The organism is Fibrisoma limi BUZ 3, from assembly GCF_000296815.2.
GTDB classification, from domain to species: domain Bacteria; phylum Bacteroidota; class Bacteroidia; order Cytophagales; family Spirosomataceae; genus Fibrisoma; species Fibrisoma limi.
The window spans coordinates 864221-882914 of record NZ_CAIT01000004.1 but is presented as its reverse complement, the minus strand read 5'-3'; the positions used below and the strand labels follow the sequence as shown (position 1 = coordinate 882914).

Genomic DNA, 18694 nt, shown 5'->3' with positions numbered 1-18694 from the left:
TGCCCTAAACTTTTAAACCCCATGCCACACACCTACCTCAAAATCAGCCTGCTGGTTTTACTGTCTGCCGGTTTCTTCGCCCATCCGGCAGAAGCTCAACTCACTACCCCACCCATTGGCGGTAATAAAAAGGCGTCAGTATCTGAGCAGATTGGCCTCACAACCGTCACGATTCACTACGATCGACCTGGTGTGAAAGGACGGGAAGGCAACATCTGGGGAACGCCCATTGCCCACTACGGCTTTCAGGACCTGGGGTACGGACCAGGGAAGCCGGCACCCTGGCGGGCGGGGGCAAATGAAACCACTACCATTACGTTTTCTGACGACGTACGCGTAGAAGGGAAACCGATGGCTGCCGGAACTTATGGCCTGTTTATGAACCTGGGCGAGCAGGAAACCACCGTTATCTTCTCCAAAATTGTCGTTTCGTGGGGGAGTTACTACTACGATCCGGCGATGGACGTGCTGCGTGTGACGGTCAAAAACCAACCGCTCGACCGATCGGTGGAACTCTTAACCTACTCGTTCGTAAATCAGACCGACAGCTCGGCCGCCGTTGCGTTGTCGTGGGAGAAACGAATGATTCCGTTCACGGTAAGCGTCGATCTGGTCGGGCAGCAAATGGCCTCGTTTCGTCGCGAGCTGCTGTCTAAACCCGGCTTCACCTGGCAGTCGCTGGTGCAGGCTGCTACGTACTGTCTGACCACAAGCCATGATCTGAAACAGGGGCTACTCTGGGCCGATCAGGCCGTTAATGCCCGCTACGTAGGTCAGAAGAACTTTCAGACGCTCAGCACCAAAGCCGCCTTGCTGACGGCCCTCAAGCGGCCCGACGAAGCCAATGCCCTGATGGCCGAAGCCCTGCCACTCGGCACCATGAATGAACTCCATCAGTACGGGCGCAGTCTGCTGGCCCAGCAACGAGGTCAGGAAGCCTATGCTATTTTCAAAGCCAACTACGACAAATACCCCAACCAGTTCACCACGAACATCGGCATGAGTCGGGGGCTGGCGGCCATTGGCAAGCCGAAGGAAGCGCTGCGCTATCTGCAAAATGCCCTTGCCCAGGCCCCCGATCCGCAGAACAAAACCAACGTAGAAGCCATGATCAGAGCCGTTTCGGAAGGAAAGACGCTGTAGCGGCTGCCTGACAACGGCAGCCGACGGACCAACCGAAAACACACCCAAACCGATGCAAACATGCTGAAGAACTACCTGAAAATCGCCCTGCGCAGTCTGCAAAAAAACAAGATGAACACCGCGATCAACATCACGGGTTTGTCGGTCGGCATGATCTGCTGCATCCTGATTGTCATGTACGTAGCCGACGAGCTGAGCTACGACCGTTATTGGGCCAACGGAGAACGTATTTACCGAATGGCACTGGAACGCAAATACCCCGATCGTAGCGCCAAATACGCCATCATTCCTGCTTCCTACGCCCAGGATGTTAAGCGTGAGATTCCGGAAGTCGCCGAAAGTGTCCGGCTGATCAGCTTTGGCGGAGAAAACGCCCCTACCCTGCTGAAATACCAGAATCAGACCTTTGAAGAGCGGCATGTTATGCTGGCCGATTCGAGCTTCTTCCGCGTGTTTCAGGTACCGCTGCTGGAAGGAAAGCCGGATCTGGTTTTAAACCGACCGAACACCGTTGTACTGACCCAAAGCACAGCCAAACGAATTTTTGGCAACACCAACCCGATTGGCAAGACACTCGAAATGGTACAAGGTCCCAAGCTGGAAGTGACCGGCATTTGCGAGGACCTTCCCAGGAATGTCCACTTTACCTTCGACTTCCTGGCCTCGACGCGGGGGTTTCCCGTAGCGGACCAAATCAACCACATCAACTTTTCGTCCACAACGTATCTGCTGCTACGGCCCAACGCTGCCCCCGACGCAGTCCAGGCCAAGTTTCCGGCCCTCGTAGCCAAGTACGCAGCGGGTGAGGTACAGCGTAATTTCGGCGTTGACTTTGACCAATACCTGAAAGCAAGGAACGGCTATTTCTATTTTCTGCAACCGCTACGTAGCATCCACCTCGACTCGAACCTGGAGAGTGAGTTACAGGCGAACGGCAGTCGGACGCTGGTCTACATGTTCATGGTTATTGCGGGGTTCGTGCTGCTGATTGCCTGCATCAATTTTATGAATCTGGCCACCGCCCGGTCGTCGGAGCGGGCCAAAGAGGTAGGCATCCGCAAATCGCTGGGCTCAACGAAGAGTCAGTTAGCGGCCCAGTTCCTGACCGAGTCGGTGCTGCTCAGCGTATTCAGTTTTACGCTGGCTATCGGGCTGGTGATTCTGCTGCTGCCCCTGTTCAATCAGTTGGCGGATAAGGAACTGTCGGCCCGGTTTCTGATCCGGTGGACTACCCTACCGGCTCTGTTCATACTGGCCCTGCTGGTCGGTTTGCTGGCCGGTAGCTATCCGGCCGGGGTACTGTCCTCGTTTGAGCCGATCAAGGTGCTCAAGGGCAAGTTTCTCTCCACGCGCCAGGGGCACCAATTGCGAAATGGCCTGGTCGTGTTTCAATTTTCCATTTCGATCATGCTCATCATCAGCACGTTGGTCGTTTACCGGCAGTTGCGCTACGTTCAGAACAAAGAGTTAGGGTTCGCGAAGGAGGCTGTCATTACCGTACAGGGCGCCGGCTTTCTGGGTAACAATACCGAAGCTTTCAAGCAGGACATCGGTCAGATTGCCGGCGTGCAGACCGTGGCCGGCACAAGCGCTACCCCTGGAGAAGCCAACTACTTTGGTATCACATTCAAGAAAGAAGGCGACCGCGAAACCGTAACGGGGCGTGGGATGGTGGTGGATGACCAATACCTGCAAACCTTACAGATGACGATGGCGGCCGGCCGGCCTTTCTCCAAGGCATTTAACGACTCGCTGTCGGTGGTCATCAACGAAGAAGCCGCCAAAGAACTCGGCCTGACCGACCCCATCGGCAAACGCGTCGTGAGCCCGGATGATTTCGGTCGGGAGGGCGATGCCGAGGTTGTCTACACGGTAGTTGGTGTAGTCAAAAATTTCCACTTTGCGTCGCTGCACCAACGCATTGCCCCCCTGTTCATCATCAATGACCGCTGGTTTGGCCGTACCAACAACGAGGTCGTCATGCGCATCCAGTCTCCGAATCCGCAGGCGGTACTGGCACGGACGGAAGGCATCTGGAAACGCTACCTGCCCGACCAGCCGTTTCACTACTCGTTTCTGGAATCAGACTGGGGTGCCCTGTATCAATCGGAGCAGGTGTCGCAACGCATTTTTGGTGTGTTTTCGCTGCTGGCTATTCTCATTGCCTGCATGGGGCTGCTTGGCTTAGCCATCTACATCATTCAGCAGCGTACGAAAGAGATTGGCGTCCGGAAGGTGCTGGGAGCCAGCATTCCCGGCATCGTCGCGCTGTTATCCAGGGATTTTCTGAAGCTGGTGTTGATCGCCTTCATCGTGGCATCGCCGGTGGCGTGGTACGCAATGAACCGCTGGCTGCAGGACTTTGCCTACAAGATCGACATTGAGTGGTGGGTGTTTGCCGTCGCAGGTATCCTCGCCGTCGGTATTGCTTTATTGACAGTCAGCTATCAAAGTGTTAAAGCCGCCCTGATGAATCCGGTAAAATCACTACGTACTGAATAGCGTGGGGCGCAGGGCGTGGGGTAGGCCGCTCAGTTACCCCCTGCCCCAAGCCCCATGACCTCCCCCTTTAACCTGATACAGAAATGCTTAGAAACTATCTCAAAATCGCCTGGCGTGGCTTGTTAAAGAACCGCCTGTTTTCGGCCCTTAACCTGATTGGTCTGGCAACTGGCCTCGCCGTTGCGATGTTGCTTGTTCTCTACGTGAAGGATGAGTTGCTGTTTGACCGGTATCATAGCAAGGCGGACCGTATTTACCGCGTCAACCTGACCGTGTCCTTCGATGGTCAGACGATGAAATGGGCCAACGCGCCGAATGTAGTCGGACCAACCACCAAGGCAGAAATCCCCGGTGTGCAACAGCAGGTCCGCTTCCTGCACCACAATTTTGGCCAGACCGCCTTCGTCGGTTCGGGCGAGAAGAAGTTTGCAGAGAAAAAATTCTACTGGGCCGATAGTACCCTGTTCGATGTATTTGATGTTCCGCTCCGGCAGGGAAGTATTCAAACCGCGCTCAACGCTCCGGGGAAGGTTCTTCTAAGCGAGTCAACGGCGAACCGGTACTTTGGAGCTGATAATCCAATGGGCCGGGTCATCATAGTAGATAATAAAGATACGCTTGAAGTAACTGGCGTCTACGCCAATTTCCCGGGCGCATCGACCATCGATGCCGACCTGATTGGATCGTTTGCGAGCGTCCGTTGGGCCAGCAACCCCACGAATCAAAGCTGGAGCAACGCCAGCTTCGAGACGTACCTGCTCATGGCTCCTCAGATCAACGTAGCCCAGATAGAGAAACAAATGGCGGCTATGGTGAATAAGCACGTTCCCAAAGCAGACCAGTTCTACAGCTTGTGGCTCCAGCCGCTGACGGATGTTCACCTGGGCTCATCCGAAATTACGAACGCTAACACACAGCGCGTCGGCGACTCCCGTCAGGTCAAGATTATGCTTATGCTGGCCCTGGTGATCCTGCTAATTGCCTGCATTAACTACATGAATCTGGCTACGGCGCGGGCTCAGATCCGTTTTAAAGAGGTGGGTCTTACGAAAACCGTTGGCGCGACCAAGCAGCACCTGATTGGCCGATTCTACCTGGAAACGGGCATTATGGTATCGTTAGCCATGGTATTTGCAATTGCCCTGGTGGCCATTGGCCTTCCGTTCGTTAACCAACTGACGGATAAACAGCTATCTTTCTGGACGGTCTTCACCCCACAGGTTCTGCTTGGCCTGGTAGCCATTGGCGTCGTCATTACGTTGCTGGCCGGTGCCTATCCCGCTTTCTACCTATCGTCCTTTTCACCCAAACAACTCCTGAGTACTACGTTTCGAAGCCAGTCGGGGGCTGGCTTATTTCGGCGGTCGTTAGTAGTGATTCAGTTTACGGCGTCGGTCGTTCTGATTATCAGCACCCTTATTTTTTACCAACAGCTTCAGTTCATTCAGAATCAGAAACTAGGTTATGAGCCAACGCAGGTGCTGGCCATTACGACGGCGGGTGCCCGAAACCCCGAACAGATCGAAGCGCTCATGAACGACTACCGCGGTCTGAGCAGCGTGGAAGAGGTTTGCCGGGCGCAGGTTTTTCCGGGCTCTGGGGGTAGCGGACGTACGTTATCAAAGTCCAACAATCCCAGGGAAGGTACCGCCATTCGGACGAACCGCGTTACGCCCGAATTCATCAGCGTCCTGGGTCTTAAGCTTCTGGCGGGCAAAACGCTACCGGCTTACAAAGATCCTAAAGACACTACGGTCCAGGTCTTACTAAACAAGAAGGCCGTCGATTACCTGGGCTATACGCCGGAGCAAGCCATTGGTAAAAAGGCGCACAATCTGTTCGGCTGGGACAGTGCCGAAATCATTGGGGTGGTTGATGACTTCCATTTCGAATCGTTTCATCAGCCCATTGGCGCCTACGCGTTCCACAACGCCGACACCGAAGGTCGGCCGTATCTGCTGGTTAAAATGCGGACGGCCAACTTATCCCAGACGATGCGGCAACTGGAGACTGTTTTCCGAAAGGACCTGTCGGAATCAGCGTTTGAGTACACATTCCTCAATGACTTTCTCAATACGTTGTATCGGGCCGAGCAACGGACGGCAACCGTGGTGCTTACCTTCTCAAGCTTGGCGATTCTGATTGCCTGCCTGGGTCTGTTCGGGTTAGCCGCCTACACCGCTGAGCAGCGAACCAAGGAAATCGGGGTTCGTAAAGTGCTCGGGGCATCCGTACCTAGTCTGATCGGACTGCTTTCCAGGGATTTTATCAAGCTGGTCGTGATCGCCATTGTGATTGCTACGCCCGTAGCCTGGTACGCGATGAACCGTTGGCTGCAGGACTTTGCCTACAAGATTGATATCGAATGGTGGGTATTTGCTATTGCAGGCATACTAGCAGTGGGGATTGCCTTGCTGACGGTCAGCTACCAAAGCGTGAAAGCCGCGCTGATGAATCCGGTAAAATCACTACGTACCGAATAGCGTGGGGCGTGGGGCGTGGGGCTTGGGGCATGGGGAGGCCACTCAGTTACCCCATGCCCTACGCTACGTTAGCTCCCGAATCACCCGGCAGGGATTCCCGGCCGCGAATACGTTGGCGGGTATGTTTTTCGTGACGACGCTACCCGCGCCGATGGTGGTATTATCGCCGATCGTTACGCCGGGGCAAACAATCACGCCACCACCCAGCCAGACACTGTTGCCAATGGTGATCGGAGCCGCCAGTTCGGGTCCTTTGTCGCGTTCGACGGCATTGACCGGGTGGTACGCTGCGTATAACTGGACGTTCGGCGCACACTGGAAATTATCGCCGATGGTAATTCGGGCACAATCCAGGAACGTACAGTTGAAGTTGAGAAAGCAATTCCTGCCGAACGTAATAAAAACCCCGTAGTCGCAGTAGAACGGCGGCTGAATGTTGAGCCCCGGCCCGAAGTCTCCCAACAACTGCTGAAGAATGGCCTGTCGTTCGGGTTCGGCATCGTGGGGAGTCCGGTTAAATTCGGAGAACAACGCGCGGGCTTTGAAGCGCATGTCCACCAGCATTGGGTCATTGGCGATGTAGAGTTCACCGGCCAGCATCTTTTCCAGTTCGGTTTTCATAATAGTCAGTCGTTGGTAGGAATGGCGGTGTAAGTTAATGCGGAAGCGGAACGTAGCAGGGCAAAAGTTATCCTGTAACACCCTGACCTTTAGCACCTAATTTCCTGTCCGCAACTGTACAACGAACCGTCCGTTTGCGGACATTTTTAGACCACCCGACACTCATACACATTCACAGTCAACGCATTATAAGTCTGGTACGAGGTTTGGTCAGGGTTCCCAATACTTATCAACGTCTTCTCACCCGACTTTTCATGATCAAGAATTACCTCAAAATCGCCTGGCGGAACCTGCTTAAGCATCCATCAACTACCAGCATTCACCTGCTTGGTTTGACCCTGGGCTTAACGACCTGCCTACTGATTCTGCTGTTCATACGTAACGAGTGGAGCTACGACCGGTACCATAAACTGGGCGAACGTATCTACCGTGTCAACGAAATCATAAACACCGGCGATGAGGTAGACCGCTCGGGTATAACACCGTACCCGCTGGCTCCGGCCTTGCGCAACGACTTCTCCGACTGGTCGAAGATCACCCGAATTCACGCCGACCGCGACGTGACGGTCATGGTGTCCCGGGAGAAGATTCTGCTGGAAGATAAAATCCTCTTTGCGGAACCGGAGCTATTCGAACTCTTTAGTTTCGACATGGTGTCAGGCAATAGCCGCGCGATTCTGAGCCAGCCCAATCAAGCCATTTTAACGGAAAGCACGGCCCGGAAATATTTCGGAACGACCTCGGCCGTCGGTAAGACGTTCAAGCTCGACAACAAAGTGATGGTGCAGGTTGCGGGCATCATGCGCGACATTCCTTCGCAGTCGATCCTGAACGCCCGGATGATCGTATCCTTCCCGACAATGAAGGATTATTTCCAGTTTTCAGTTGATCAGTGGGGCCTTCGCTCGGGTGGGAGCGCATTTGTGTTGCTGCCCGAGGGCCGTTCGCCGGAACAATACGCGGCCCGGCTGGCTACGGTCAGTAAAAAATACTTCGCTGAGGAGCGGGGCTCAACCCATCAGTTGGTACTGCAGGCGTTGCACGACATACACTTCAACACCAGTTTCGACGGCAGCAAATTCGCACCACCAATCTCGCCGACGTACCTCTATGTGTTCGGCATCGTCGGGCTGTTCGTGCTCCTGATTGCCTGCGTCAATTTCATCAATATGTCAACGGCCCGCGCCATGACCCGCGCCCGCGAGGTAGGCGTTCGCAAGGTTGTCGGCGCAACGCGAGGGCAGTTGATCAGTCAGTTTCTGGGTGAGGCCTTCTGGCTGACCAGTTTGTCGGCGGTGCTGGCGCTGGTGTTAACGTACGGCCTACTCCCCCTAGTGAACGACTTCATGCAGAAGCAGATCGGGTTCCGGTGGAACGAATCGGTGGTCTTCATTGCGGTGCTGGCCCTGCTGACAACGGTTTGCGCGGGTATGTATCCCGCTTTTTTCCTGGCGCGGTTTGTACCCGTCAAAGTCTTAAAAACTCATGCTGAACCGGGCCGCGGGGGGCAAGCCTGGCTGCGCCAGGGATTGGTCGTGTTTCAATTCACCATCTCGCTGGTACTGGCGGTGGGTGTGCTGGTCGTGTACCGGCAGATGAGTTATTTCCGCCAGAAAGATCTGGGATTCAGCCGCGATGCTATTGTCACGATTAGCTTGCCCGAGACAAAAAACTTAACCCCTTTGGGGCAGGAACTTCGGCAGATTCCGGGTATTGAGGAGGTTTCGTTTGCGCTGGGCGCTCCTACGTCGGACAACAACTTCGGCACCGATATGCACCCTGACCCTACCAATGATGATAAAAAAATAGGCATATCGCTCAAGATTGTTGATGCCGACTATCTGAAAACGTATGGTCTGAAGCTGCTGGCCGGTCGCTTCCTCGACCACCACGATACGCTGGCCATTTCCAGCAAGATTCCCGAAGAGCAACGGCGTTACGTTTTTGTGGTCAACGAAAACGTAGTGAAAGCCCTGGGCCTGTCGCGGCCTGAACAGGCATTAGGGCGTAAAATCAGGGCGGGTATCAACAACATCACGGCCGAAATCGTCGGCGTTGTCAAAGACTTTCATAGCAGTTCTCTCCGCAAACCGATTGAGCCGGTAGTCATGATGAACTTCCCTTACTTCTACCGAACGGCAGGTTTGAAGTTACGGACGGCGAATTACCAAAAGACAATAGCAGCGGTTGAGCAAACCTTCCGAACATTTTACCCGGAAGGCCTATTTGACGCTACGTTTCTGGACCAGAGCCTACAGGAGCAGTATGAGGAAGAGGAGCGCCAGTTTACCTTGCTGCGCGTGTTTGCGGGCCTGGCCTTAGTCATCTGCTGTCTGGGTTTGTGGGGGCTGGCTACGTTTGTCATCGAGCGCCGGACCAAGGAAATTGGCGTCCGGAAAGTCCTCGGTGCATCGGTAGTGAGCCTGGTGGCACTACTTTCCAAAGACTTCCTCAAACTGGTTTTCGTGGCCATCGTCATCGCAACGCCCGTGGCCTGGTACGCCATGAACCAGTGGCTGACGTCATTCGAATACAAGATCACGATCGAGTGGTGGATGTTCCTGACGGTTGGCATCCTGGCGACGGTCGTCACCATCCTGACGGTCAGCTTCCAAAGTATAAAAGCCGCGCTGATGAATCCGGTAAAATCACTACGTACTGAATAACTATGATTAGTATGAACCGTATCCTTTCAGTCATTCTTTTGGGTTTGAGCGTTAATGCGGTCGCCCAACAGCATATCAGTAAGTCGGTCAACGACGACGGCAAGACGCTGGATGTTCGCATTCAAGTGGACAATGACGCACAGCACATCCGCTACAACCGACGATTCGACGTAGCGGGTATGACCGCTTCGGAAAAAGACAAACTCATGGCCAGCATCGAGGATTCGCTGGGAATTAACCTAACACCTCCGACGCCACCAACTCCGCCGACACCGCCAACTCCGCCGACGCCACCCCATCACCGATCAATGTCGTATAGCCACGGCTACCACCGGTCACAGGTTGAGGTCGGCGATCGTCCCTATAGCAAAGAGGTCGACGAAGATTCGGAGACGGGCGAGTTGCACCTGCGGTATCGGTTCGAGCGAAACGGCGATGAGCATACGTACGAACGTACGCTGAACGTCAAAGGCAAAACCGACCGCGAGAAGCAACAGCTTATCGAGGGTATTGAGAAAGAACTTGGTATCAAGCCAAGTAAAAAATAGCGTTGGGCTTGGGGCATGGGGTTAACTACCCTACGCCCCAAGCCCAACGCCCTACGCCCCTTACCCTATGCTTAGCAACTACCTCAAAATCGCCTTCCGCCAACTCTGGCGCAACCGACTATTCAGCCTCCTGAACATCGTCGGATTAACCGTCGGCTTAGCCGTCAGTACGTTCATTGCCCTGTACGTATGGCACGAATTTCACTACGACCGGTTTCATCCCTTCGCCGACCGAACATACCGTATTCTGTCAGTAGCTACGTACGGGGGCGATGAAGTTACGTTTCCGGGTCTTCAGGAAGCGTTCGGGCGGGAGGCCAAGCGGCAGTTGCCGGAAGTAGAGCAGGCGGTTCGGTTTTCGGGAGGATTTGGCCCTACCTTACTGCAATATGGATCGACACGCTTTAAGGAAGAAGAGATCGGCTTCACGGATGCATCGTTCCTGTCGGCACTGGGTTTTACATTGCTGATCGGCGACGCCCGAACGGCCCTGGCTGAGCCAGGACGTATTGTGCTGACCCGCCGGTTAGCCGAGACGTATTTCGGCAGTCAGAACCCGCTTGGGAAGACGTTAATCTACGACAAACAATATCCCTTGACCGTTTCGGGGGTCCTCGCCGATTTACCCACCAACAGCGTTTTTCAGTTCAATGCCCTGATCCCGATCAGTAGCCTACCAACGTTAGGACCTAAACACCGGGACGTGTACGAGCGAGCCGGATTTCTGGAAACGTACCTCGTTCTTCGTCCGGATGCGAACGTACCCCCTATTGAGCAGAAGCTCAGCAAGATCAATGTGGGCATCGGCATTAATTTCACCAATTCATCCAGCCGTTTTATTCTAGAACCGCTGCCCGCTTTACACCTGGAGAGTCGTTCAAGCTCATCGGCCTCCAAACAAACCCTATATATCCTTCTGTCGATTGCGCTGGCTATTTTAACCCTGGCTATTATCAACTACGTTAGCCTGACCACTGCCCGCGCCACCAAACGCGCCCGCGAGGTAGGCGTCCGGAAGGCGGTAGGTGGCCTTCGGAACGAATTGATGGGCCAGTTCTACACGGAGTCGTTACTTACGACGACGCTGGCCTTTGGCCTGTCGATTCTTCTGTTGCAGGCTCTTTTCCCCTGGGCCAGCCAGGCGCTTGATCTGCACATGGATAAGCGGGTGCTGCGTCAGGGAAGCTATTGGGGACTTATGCTGGCTTTCTGGCTTAGCTGCGCCCTGCTGGCCGGTAGTTACCCTGCCCTGGTTTTATCCGGATTTAGCCCCCAGGACGTTCTGAAAGGTTCGGTAAGCGCGGGACGACGCGGAGCCGGTATGCGCCGGTTCTTTACTACTGTACAATTCACGGCGTCGATTGGGCTGCTCATATGCAGCTTTGTCCTCTTTGCTCAGATGCGGTTTCTACGGGCCAAACGCATTGGAATTAACCGGGCGCAGGTTGTCGCCATTACCGTCGAAGCGGATATGAAAGGGCAGTTTATTGGCTTTCGGGACGCGGTACGGCGGTGGGCGGGGTATGATAACGTAGCAGCCACCAACGCGGCCCTGTTTACCAACAACATCATGACTTATTTCATGGAGGACAAGAAAACCAAGAAGCAACTGATGGTCAAGGCCCTATCAGTCGATGAAGGTTTTTTCAAAACGTTGGGCATCCGGTGGGCTATTCCGCCAATCGGCTGGGGTAAGCAGCACGTGTCGGGATTTGTAACGGTCTATAACCAGACTGTCGTGCAAGAAACCAGCATGAAAGGAACGGTTCTGCCATTGCAGGATCCGTTTCTTAAAGAAGGTATCGTTGGCGGTGTCGTAGCTGACTTTCATGTAAACAGTCTACACGGTCCCGTGTCGCCCATGCAGCTGACGGTATGGAGCGATACGAGCCGCGCCATAGTTGCCGACGGCGGCTATGTACTGGTTAAGCTCGCGGCCCAGACTGACGTACCCAAAGCGCTCGATCAGCTCAAGGCAATTTATAATAACCTCCAACCGACAACACCCTTCGAATATTACTTCCTCGATGACGCCTATAACAAACTGTACGCCAAAGAAGACCAGTTGGCCCGTTTGTTCAACGCCTTCACGGGCCTTACGCTGCTGGTAGCCTGCCTGGGCTTGCTGGGCCTTATTACGTTCAACGTTGAAGCGCGCACCAAAGAAATAGGCATCCGCAAAGTGCTCGGCGCGTCCGTTGCGAGTATCGTGGCGCTGCTGTCCTCCGAATTTATCAAGCTGGTGGCATTGGCCATCATCATTGCCTCGCCCCTGGCCTGGTACGCCATGAATCGCTGGCTGCAGGACTTTGCCTACAAGATTGACATTGATTGGTGGATTTTCGCGCTGGCGGGCGGTTTGGCGATCTCCATCGCTTTATTAACCATCAGTTTTCAAAGCATTAAAGCCGCGTTGACGAACCCCGTAAAAAGTTTACGAACCGAATAGCGTAGGGCTAGGGGCCTGGGGTAAATAACCTTGCGCCCCTTGCCCTACGCCCTTTGCCCCATGCATTTTATTAACACAAATAACCTCTAAACCACTATGGCACACATCGCTATTCCCATCCCTACGATTCCCGGCAAACAGGACGTCGAGATTGAAGTGACCGTCAACGGCCAGAAGCAGGCCCTGCATTACCGCGTGGAGCTATTCTACTGGGCTGATTGCGACGTACCCAGCTTCGACCGGGTTGAGTGCATCCGTAAAATGCTGTCTGACTACGACCAGGACTGGACGCTCTACTACATTGGGTCACCGACGGAACAGTTTGTACCTATTACGTTCGTGAAAAAGGAGGATCTGGTAAAACAGCGTCAGTTGCTGATGGTTTCGTAGCCTGTTTTGTATGCTCTACAACTACTTTAAAATCGCGGTTCGCAACCTCTGGCGATCACCCCTGTACAGCCTGCTCAATATCGGTGGGCTGGCCCTGGGCATCGCCTGTTGCCTGCTCATAGCGCTTTACGTCTACGACGAATGGAGCTACGACCGCTTCCACCGCAACGCCCCCAACATCTACCGCGTCGTTGAGAAACAACCCCAATCAGGTGAAATTTACGACGTTGCCATAACCCCCGGTCCTCTGGCCCCAACCTTGAAAGCCGACTTCCCGGAAGTTGCCGAAGTGGGCCGAATCGGCCGGTGGAGTGGCCTGATGAAATCCGGCAAGCAGGTCTTTGAAGAAGGCAACTTGTTTTTTGCCGACAATGGCCTGCTCCGGATGTTCGATTTCCCGTTGGTCAAAGGCAACGTCGCGACGGCCCTGACCCGCCCCGACGAACTGGTCATGACCGAAACGAGCGCCCGCAAGTATTTCGGTAATAACTGGCAGCAGAACCCGGCCGTAATCGGCGCTACGTTACGGCTGAACAACGAGCGGGACTACCGGGTGGTCGGCGTTCTGAAAGACGTACCGGCCAACTCCCATATACAGTTTGACATCCTGCTGTCATTCAAGAATCTGGAGTTGTTCGATAAGTGGAACTACAACTGGGAAAGTAATAATTTTCACACCTACGTCCAGTTACGACCTGCCACCGACGCGGCTGCTTTCGACCAGAAAATTAAAGGTCAGTACATGCGGTATGCCAAGACGGGCACAACGCTACGTCTGCAACCCCTGACAGACATCCATCTATACTCGAACTTCGCCTTCAATACCGATTGGGGGCAGCATAACGACATCTTCTACGTTCAGTTGTTCGGGGTAGTCGGCTTGATTGTGCTGCTGATTGCCTGCGTCAACTTCATCAACCTATCGACGGCCCGCTCTACCCGGCGGGCGCGGGAAGTGGGCGTCCGGAAGACGGTGGGTGCCCAGCGGTGGCACCTGATTTGTCAGTTTCTCGGCGAATCGTTCCTGCTGACGGGTCTGGCCGTAGTGACAGCGCTTGTCCTGTCCAGTATCCTGATGCCAGTCTTCAATGAGCTCTCCGGCAAAACACTGACGCTGGATTACTCGGCTCCCCCTTTCTGGCTGGCACTGGTCGTGCTGACGTTGTTTGTTGGCTTTATGGCGGGTTTGTATCCGGCGTTTCTATTATCGTCGTTTCAGCCGGCCAGGGTACTGAAGAGCGTATTCAGGGTGGGGTCGGGTCAGACGTTCCGCCAGGCGCTTGTCGTTGGGCAGTTCGTGCTTTCGATAGCATTAATCATCTGCACGTTCTTTGTCTACCGACAGTTGCAGTATATGCAGCAAAAGAACCTCGGTTTTGATAAATCGCAGTTGTTGTACGTGCGCCTGAAGGGGGCATTACGAGGGAAGGTCTTCGACTTTAAACAGGAACTCCTGCGCCAGAGCAGCATTGAATCGGCGGCTGCTACAACCGCTACGCTGGTCGACGTTGGCAATGAATCCAATATTACGTGGGAAGGTCAGCAACCGAAAGATGAGTTTCTGATCACCCAGATGAACGTTGACCCCGATTTTCTGTCGACGGTCGGCATGAAGCTGGAGCGAGGCAGTAACTTCCGGGAGAAGTCGGCGAAGGACACCACCTGGACGTTCCTGGTGAACGAAACAGCCGCCCGGCGTATGGGCTACACCAGCCAGAGCGCCATGGGCAAACAGGTCGAATTCTGGGGTATGAAAGGCCGTATCCGTGGTATAGTCCGGGACTTTCACTTCCGTCCGCTGAACGTACCGATCGAACCCTTCATCTTCCAGTATGCGCCCGGCAATCCGTATTTCCAGATGCTGGTCAAAACGCGGCCGGGTCAGGCACAACAGGCCATTCAAACGATAGCGCAGGTGTACAGGCAATATGAAAAGGAAGCTCCACTGAAATATGGCTTCGTTGATCAGGAACTGGACCAGCAATACCGGCGTGAGCAGCGAACCGGTCAGGTTGTGTTGTATTTCTCTGGTCTGGCGATTCTGATTTCCTGTCTGGGGCTTTTTGGGCTGGCTACGTTTATGGCCGAGCAGCGTACTAAAGAGATCGGCATCCGGAAAGTGCTCGGAGCCAGCGTCGCCGGGGTGGTCGTTCTGCTCAGCAAAGATTTCCTTAGACTGGTCGTGATTGCCATTGTGATCGCTTCGCCGATTGCCTGGTACATGACGGATCGCTGGTTACAGAACTTTGCGTATAAAACGACCATCGCGTGGTGGGTATTTATACTGGCGAGTGTACTGGCGATTGCCGTCGCCATTCTGACCGTCTGCTTCCAGAGCATCCGGGCCGCCCTGATGAATCCCGCCAAGAGCTTGCGGGCAGAATAGCATGGGGCGAAGGGCAGGGGGTATAGGGTTGAGGTGGCTCTGTTTACCCCTTGCCCACAGCCCCACGCCCTTTGCTCCATGCTATTCTGCCCACTCATGAGCATAATCAGACCGTGCGTGTAATTCTCCTTGGAGCAACCGGCAGAACCTATCTAGCTTAGCCGCTGTCCGCTGTCGTACGGCACTTGTCCGCAAACGGACATTTCCTGCCTTATACGCCGACATAACTAATTGTTTTTCAAACGGATAATTACTTGGCATGATCATAGATATGCCATGTATACGGATTTCTACTTATACTGCTCAATACGAAAATTCTCTGCAACTGATGAAAACGCTACTTACGCTCCTGTTACTTACGGTTGGCTTTGGTGCCCTGGCCCAGCGGTCATCCTACAGCAAAGAAGTGACGACCGACGGTCGGGAGCTTCGGATTCGCGTTGACATTGAACAACCCAATCGCGTAATACGCTTTAGCCGTTCGTTCGACGTATCGGCCATGAGCGTCAGCGCCGTACGCGACCTCGAACGCAGCGTACTGGACTCCCTCGATCAGGCCAGCGACGGGCGGTATGCCGGCGTATTCAACGAGCGGAAGCGGGAATCGAAGAGTAGCAAGTCCAAAAAGAAAGACTGCACCGAACAGGTGGCTTTCGCAGCCAGGATTGATGCCGAAGACCAGGTGGCCTCTGCTGACCCGGAGGTAGCACTGCTCGAAGCCAAATCCGCCAGAACCCTCTCGCCGAGCGACGTACCGCCTGCATCCGTTCTGTTCCGTGAGGACAAGGAAAACGGTCGGCTGTGGATGCAGTATACCTTTAAGAAAGACGGCGATGAACTGGTTTTCGAACGGACCGTCAACGTAATCGGCAAGTCCGAGCGCGAAAAGCAGGCGATTATTAAAGAAACCGAGCGCAGCCTCGGCATCAAGTCGGTGAACCAGTAATATCCTACGCCAAGCGCACTATACTATTCGGAAAGAAAGTTGGCGAAAGCCGTTTTCTTTCCCGGCTATTCCTTTGCCCTTAACCTCCTTTCTCATGTTCCGGAATTACCTAAAAGTGGCGTTGCGCAACTTCGCCAGGCACAAGGTGTATGCCTTTATCAACCTGGGAGGACTAACGATCGCCGTAACCTGCTGTTTGTTGCTGGGCCTGTATGTTCGGCACGAGTGGAGCTTCGACCGGTTCCACACCAAAGCCGACCGGCTGCACCGGGCCTGGACGCAGGAAGTGTACAAAGGCGAACAATTTGTCAACGTATCAACCCCCTATATCCTCGGTCCTACCCTCAAAGAGACTTTCTCGGAGGTGGAAGCCATGAGCCGGGTGCAGGTCAACACCGTCAATGTCCGGAAAGGAGCGGAGGTATTCAGTGAACGGGTTCACATGGCCGATCCGGACTTCTTCCGGATGTTCGACTTCCCATTAGTCAGTTCGCCGGGAGGTAATCCCATTCAGGATTTGTTCTCGGTGGTGCTGTCGGAAGAGATGGCTCAGAAATATTTCGGAACGGAGAATCCCATCGGTAAAACGCTGAACATGCAGTTGGATAGTACCATGCAGGCGTTTACCGTTAAAGCCGTTGCCAGGAACGTACCGACCAGTTCGAGCATCCGGTTTGGTATCCTGATCCCGATGGCCCATGTCAAGAATCTGGTGTCGGACCGCACCCTGAAAAGCTGGTTCAACGTTACCCCCGAAACGTACGTCCTGCTCCGCGAATCGGCCAGCGCCGACAAACTGGCTACTAAATACCCTTCCCTGCTTCGCTCGGCACTCGGCGATGATTATAAAGGGAATAATTACGTCATTAATCTTCAGCCAATCACCGACATTCACCTGAACAAGGCCCTGAACGGTGGGTATGAGCCCGTGAGCGACCCGGCCTATTCGTATATCCTGTCGGGTATCGCGTTGTTTCTGCTCGTTATTGCCTGCATCAACTTCATGACCCTGTCGCTGGGCCGATCGGTTAGCCGGGCGCAGGAAGTGGGCGTTCGTAAGGCGATGGGGGCGCTCCGAAGCCAGTTGATGAACCAGTTCTGGAGCGAAGCACTGCTGATGACTGTGCTGGCCGTGGTGCTGGGCTTAGCGCTTGCAATCGTACTCACTCCGCTGTTTGGGCAACTGGCCAATCAGGAACTTCACTTCCGCTTCGACGGCACAACGGCCCTGCTTCTGCTGGGGCTGGTAGTTGTGGTCGGTCTGGTCGCGGGTAGTTATCCGGCGCTGGTCCTTTCGGGCTTCCGGCCGGTTGAGGTGCTCAAAGGCAAGCTGTCGTTGAAAGGTGACGTTAGTTTCTTCCGCCGGGCCCTGGTCGTTGTGCAGTTTAGCCTGTCGGTGATGCTGATTGCCGGTACGTTCGTGCTGAACCAGCAACTGAACTTCCTGCAAAACAAGTCGCTGGGCTATCAGAAAGACCAAACCGTAGTCATTCCGGTTGGCGTAGGCGGCCCCGAAGGCCGGGCCCTTGTCGAGCGGTTTCGCAATGCGGTGTCCAGCCAGAAAGACGTACTGAGCGTAACGTCATCGGCTTTTCCGTTTGCCAGTGGTGGCTGGGGTGAAATGGGCTTCACCGACGATCAGAAGGTGTACCGCGAAACAAATTTCAACGTAGTAGACCCCTATTTCATACCAACTTACAGTATCAAGCTGGTGGCCGGTCGCAACTTCGACGCCAAAAACAGCGCCGACAACTTCGGTGCCATCATCGTCAACGAGGCCTTTGTGAAGAAGTTCGGCTGGAAAGACCCGATGAACGCCCGGCTGTCGAGCCGGTTCCCGGCCCACCGGATTATCGGCGTAGTAGAGGACTTTCACTACGTATCGCTGCACGAAAAAGTGGAGCCGCTCATGTTGATGATGCGGTCGGATTCAGTTTTCAAAGGCATTGAGAACCTCATGTACCAATCGTCGCCGTCGCCGGATCTGTCGGTTCGGCTGTCGGCCGGAAATCTGTCCGATAAGGTAGCGATGCTGGAACGGACCTGGAAAAGTATGACGATTAACGAGCCGTTCAGCTTTACGTTCCTCGACGCCGATTTGCAGCGACAGTACGAAGCGGAACAGCGCCTGGGCCGGATCGTCACCATGGCGTCGTGCCTGTCGATCCTGATTGCCTGCCTGGGTCTGTTCGGTCTGGCTACGTTAGCCGTTGTCCGCCGTACGAAGGAGATTGGCGTCCGGAAGGTGCTGGGCGCATCGGTACCGGGTATTGTCACACTGCTGGCCAAAGACTTCCTGAAACTCGTGCTGGTATCGGTCGTGATCGCATCGCCACTGGCCTGGTACGGTATGCATCAGTGGCTTCAGGACTTCGCCTATAAAATTGACATTCAGTGGTGGGTGTTTGCACTGGCCGGAGCGATGGCGCTGCTGATTGCCTTCCTGACGGTCAGCCTCCAGAGCGTTAAGGCCGCGCTGCTGAATCCAGTAAAGAGTTTACGAACCGAATAGCGTCGGGCGAGGGGCATAGGGTACCGATTCCCCTTGCCCTGCACCCCT

General features: G+C 54.5%; 11 protein-coding genes. 10 read left to right on the top strand and 1 reads right to left on the bottom strand.

Annotated features, from left to right (window positions below; translation table 11 throughout):
• Positions 1-21 precede the first annotated feature (21 nt).
• The 3 genes from BN8_RS04055 (at position 22) to BN8_RS04045 (ending at position 6128) form a co-directional block, all read left to right on the top strand.
• Entirely contained in the window at positions 22-1143 is a 1122-nt protein-coding gene (locus tag BN8_RS04055) for a DUF2911 domain-containing protein (protein WP_009280525.1), read from the top strand.
• A gap of 60 nt (positions 1144-1203) precedes the next feature.
• A complete protein-coding gene (locus BN8_RS04050) occupies positions 1204-3645 on the top strand; it encodes an ABC transporter permease (protein WP_009280524.1) in 2442 nt (813 codons plus the stop codon).
• 83 nt (positions 3646-3728) lie between these two features.
• A complete protein-coding gene (locus BN8_RS04045) occupies positions 3729-6128 on the top strand; it encodes an ABC transporter permease (RefSeq protein WP_009280523.1) in 2400 nt (799 codons plus the stop codon).
• Between the two features lie 63 nt (positions 6129-6191).
• Here the strand turns inward: BN8_RS04045 and BN8_RS04040 are convergent, their stop codons facing one another.
• Positions 6192-6749 carry a sugar O-acetyltransferase gene (locus BN8_RS04040; protein WP_040005314.1) on the bottom strand — a complete coding sequence of 186 codons (558 nt, stop codon included), beginning with the start codon at positions 6747-6749 and terminating at the stop codon, positions 6192-6194.
• Positions 6750-7003: 254 nt separating this feature from the next.
• On the opposite strand from BN8_RS04040, the gene BN8_RS04035 reads away from it, so the two are divergent.
• The 7 genes from BN8_RS04035 to BN8_RS04005 all read left to right on the top strand — a co-directional run bounded on the left by BN8_RS04035 (position 7004) and on the right by BN8_RS04005 (position 18646).
• On the top strand, positions 7004-9415 hold the full coding sequence (locus BN8_RS04035; RefSeq protein WP_009280521.1) for an ABC transporter permease: 2412 nt from the start codon (positions 7004-7006) through the stop codon (positions 9413-9415).
• Between the two features lie 11 nt (positions 9416-9426).
• Positions 9427-9963: a hypothetical protein gene (locus BN8_RS04030; protein ID WP_040005427.1), complete on the top strand. Its 537-nt coding sequence runs from the start codon at positions 9427-9429 to the stop codon at positions 9961-9963.
• A 67-nt stretch (positions 9964-10030) separates the two neighbouring features.
• The gene (locus tag BN8_RS04025; RefSeq protein WP_009280519.1) at positions 10031-12412 is read left to right on the top strand and encodes an ABC transporter permease; all 2382 of its coding nucleotides are present in this window, start codon (positions 10031-10033) and stop codon (positions 12410-12412) included.
• A gap of 96 nt (positions 12413-12508) precedes the next feature.
• Positions 12509-12802: a hypothetical protein gene (locus tag BN8_RS04020; protein WP_009280518.1), complete on the top strand. Its 294-nt coding sequence runs from the start codon at positions 12509-12511 to the stop codon at positions 12800-12802.
• Positions 12803-12812: 10 nt separating this feature from the next.
• Positions 12813-15188, top strand: a complete 2376-nt coding sequence (locus BN8_RS04015) for an ABC transporter permease (protein ID WP_009280517.1) — start codon at positions 12813-12815, stop codon at positions 15186-15188.
• 328 nt (positions 15189-15516) lie between these two features.
• Positions 15517-16134 carry a hypothetical protein gene (locus BN8_RS04010; protein ID WP_040005313.1) on the top strand — a complete coding sequence of 206 codons (618 nt, stop codon included), beginning with the start codon at positions 15517-15519 and terminating at the stop codon, positions 16132-16134.
• 94 nt (positions 16135-16228) lie between these two features.
• The gene (locus tag BN8_RS04005) at positions 16229-18646 is read left to right on the top strand and encodes an ABC transporter permease (RefSeq protein WP_009280515.1); all 2418 of its coding nucleotides are present in this window, start codon (positions 16229-16231) and stop codon (positions 18644-18646) included.
• Positions 18647-18694 lie beyond the last annotated feature (48 nt).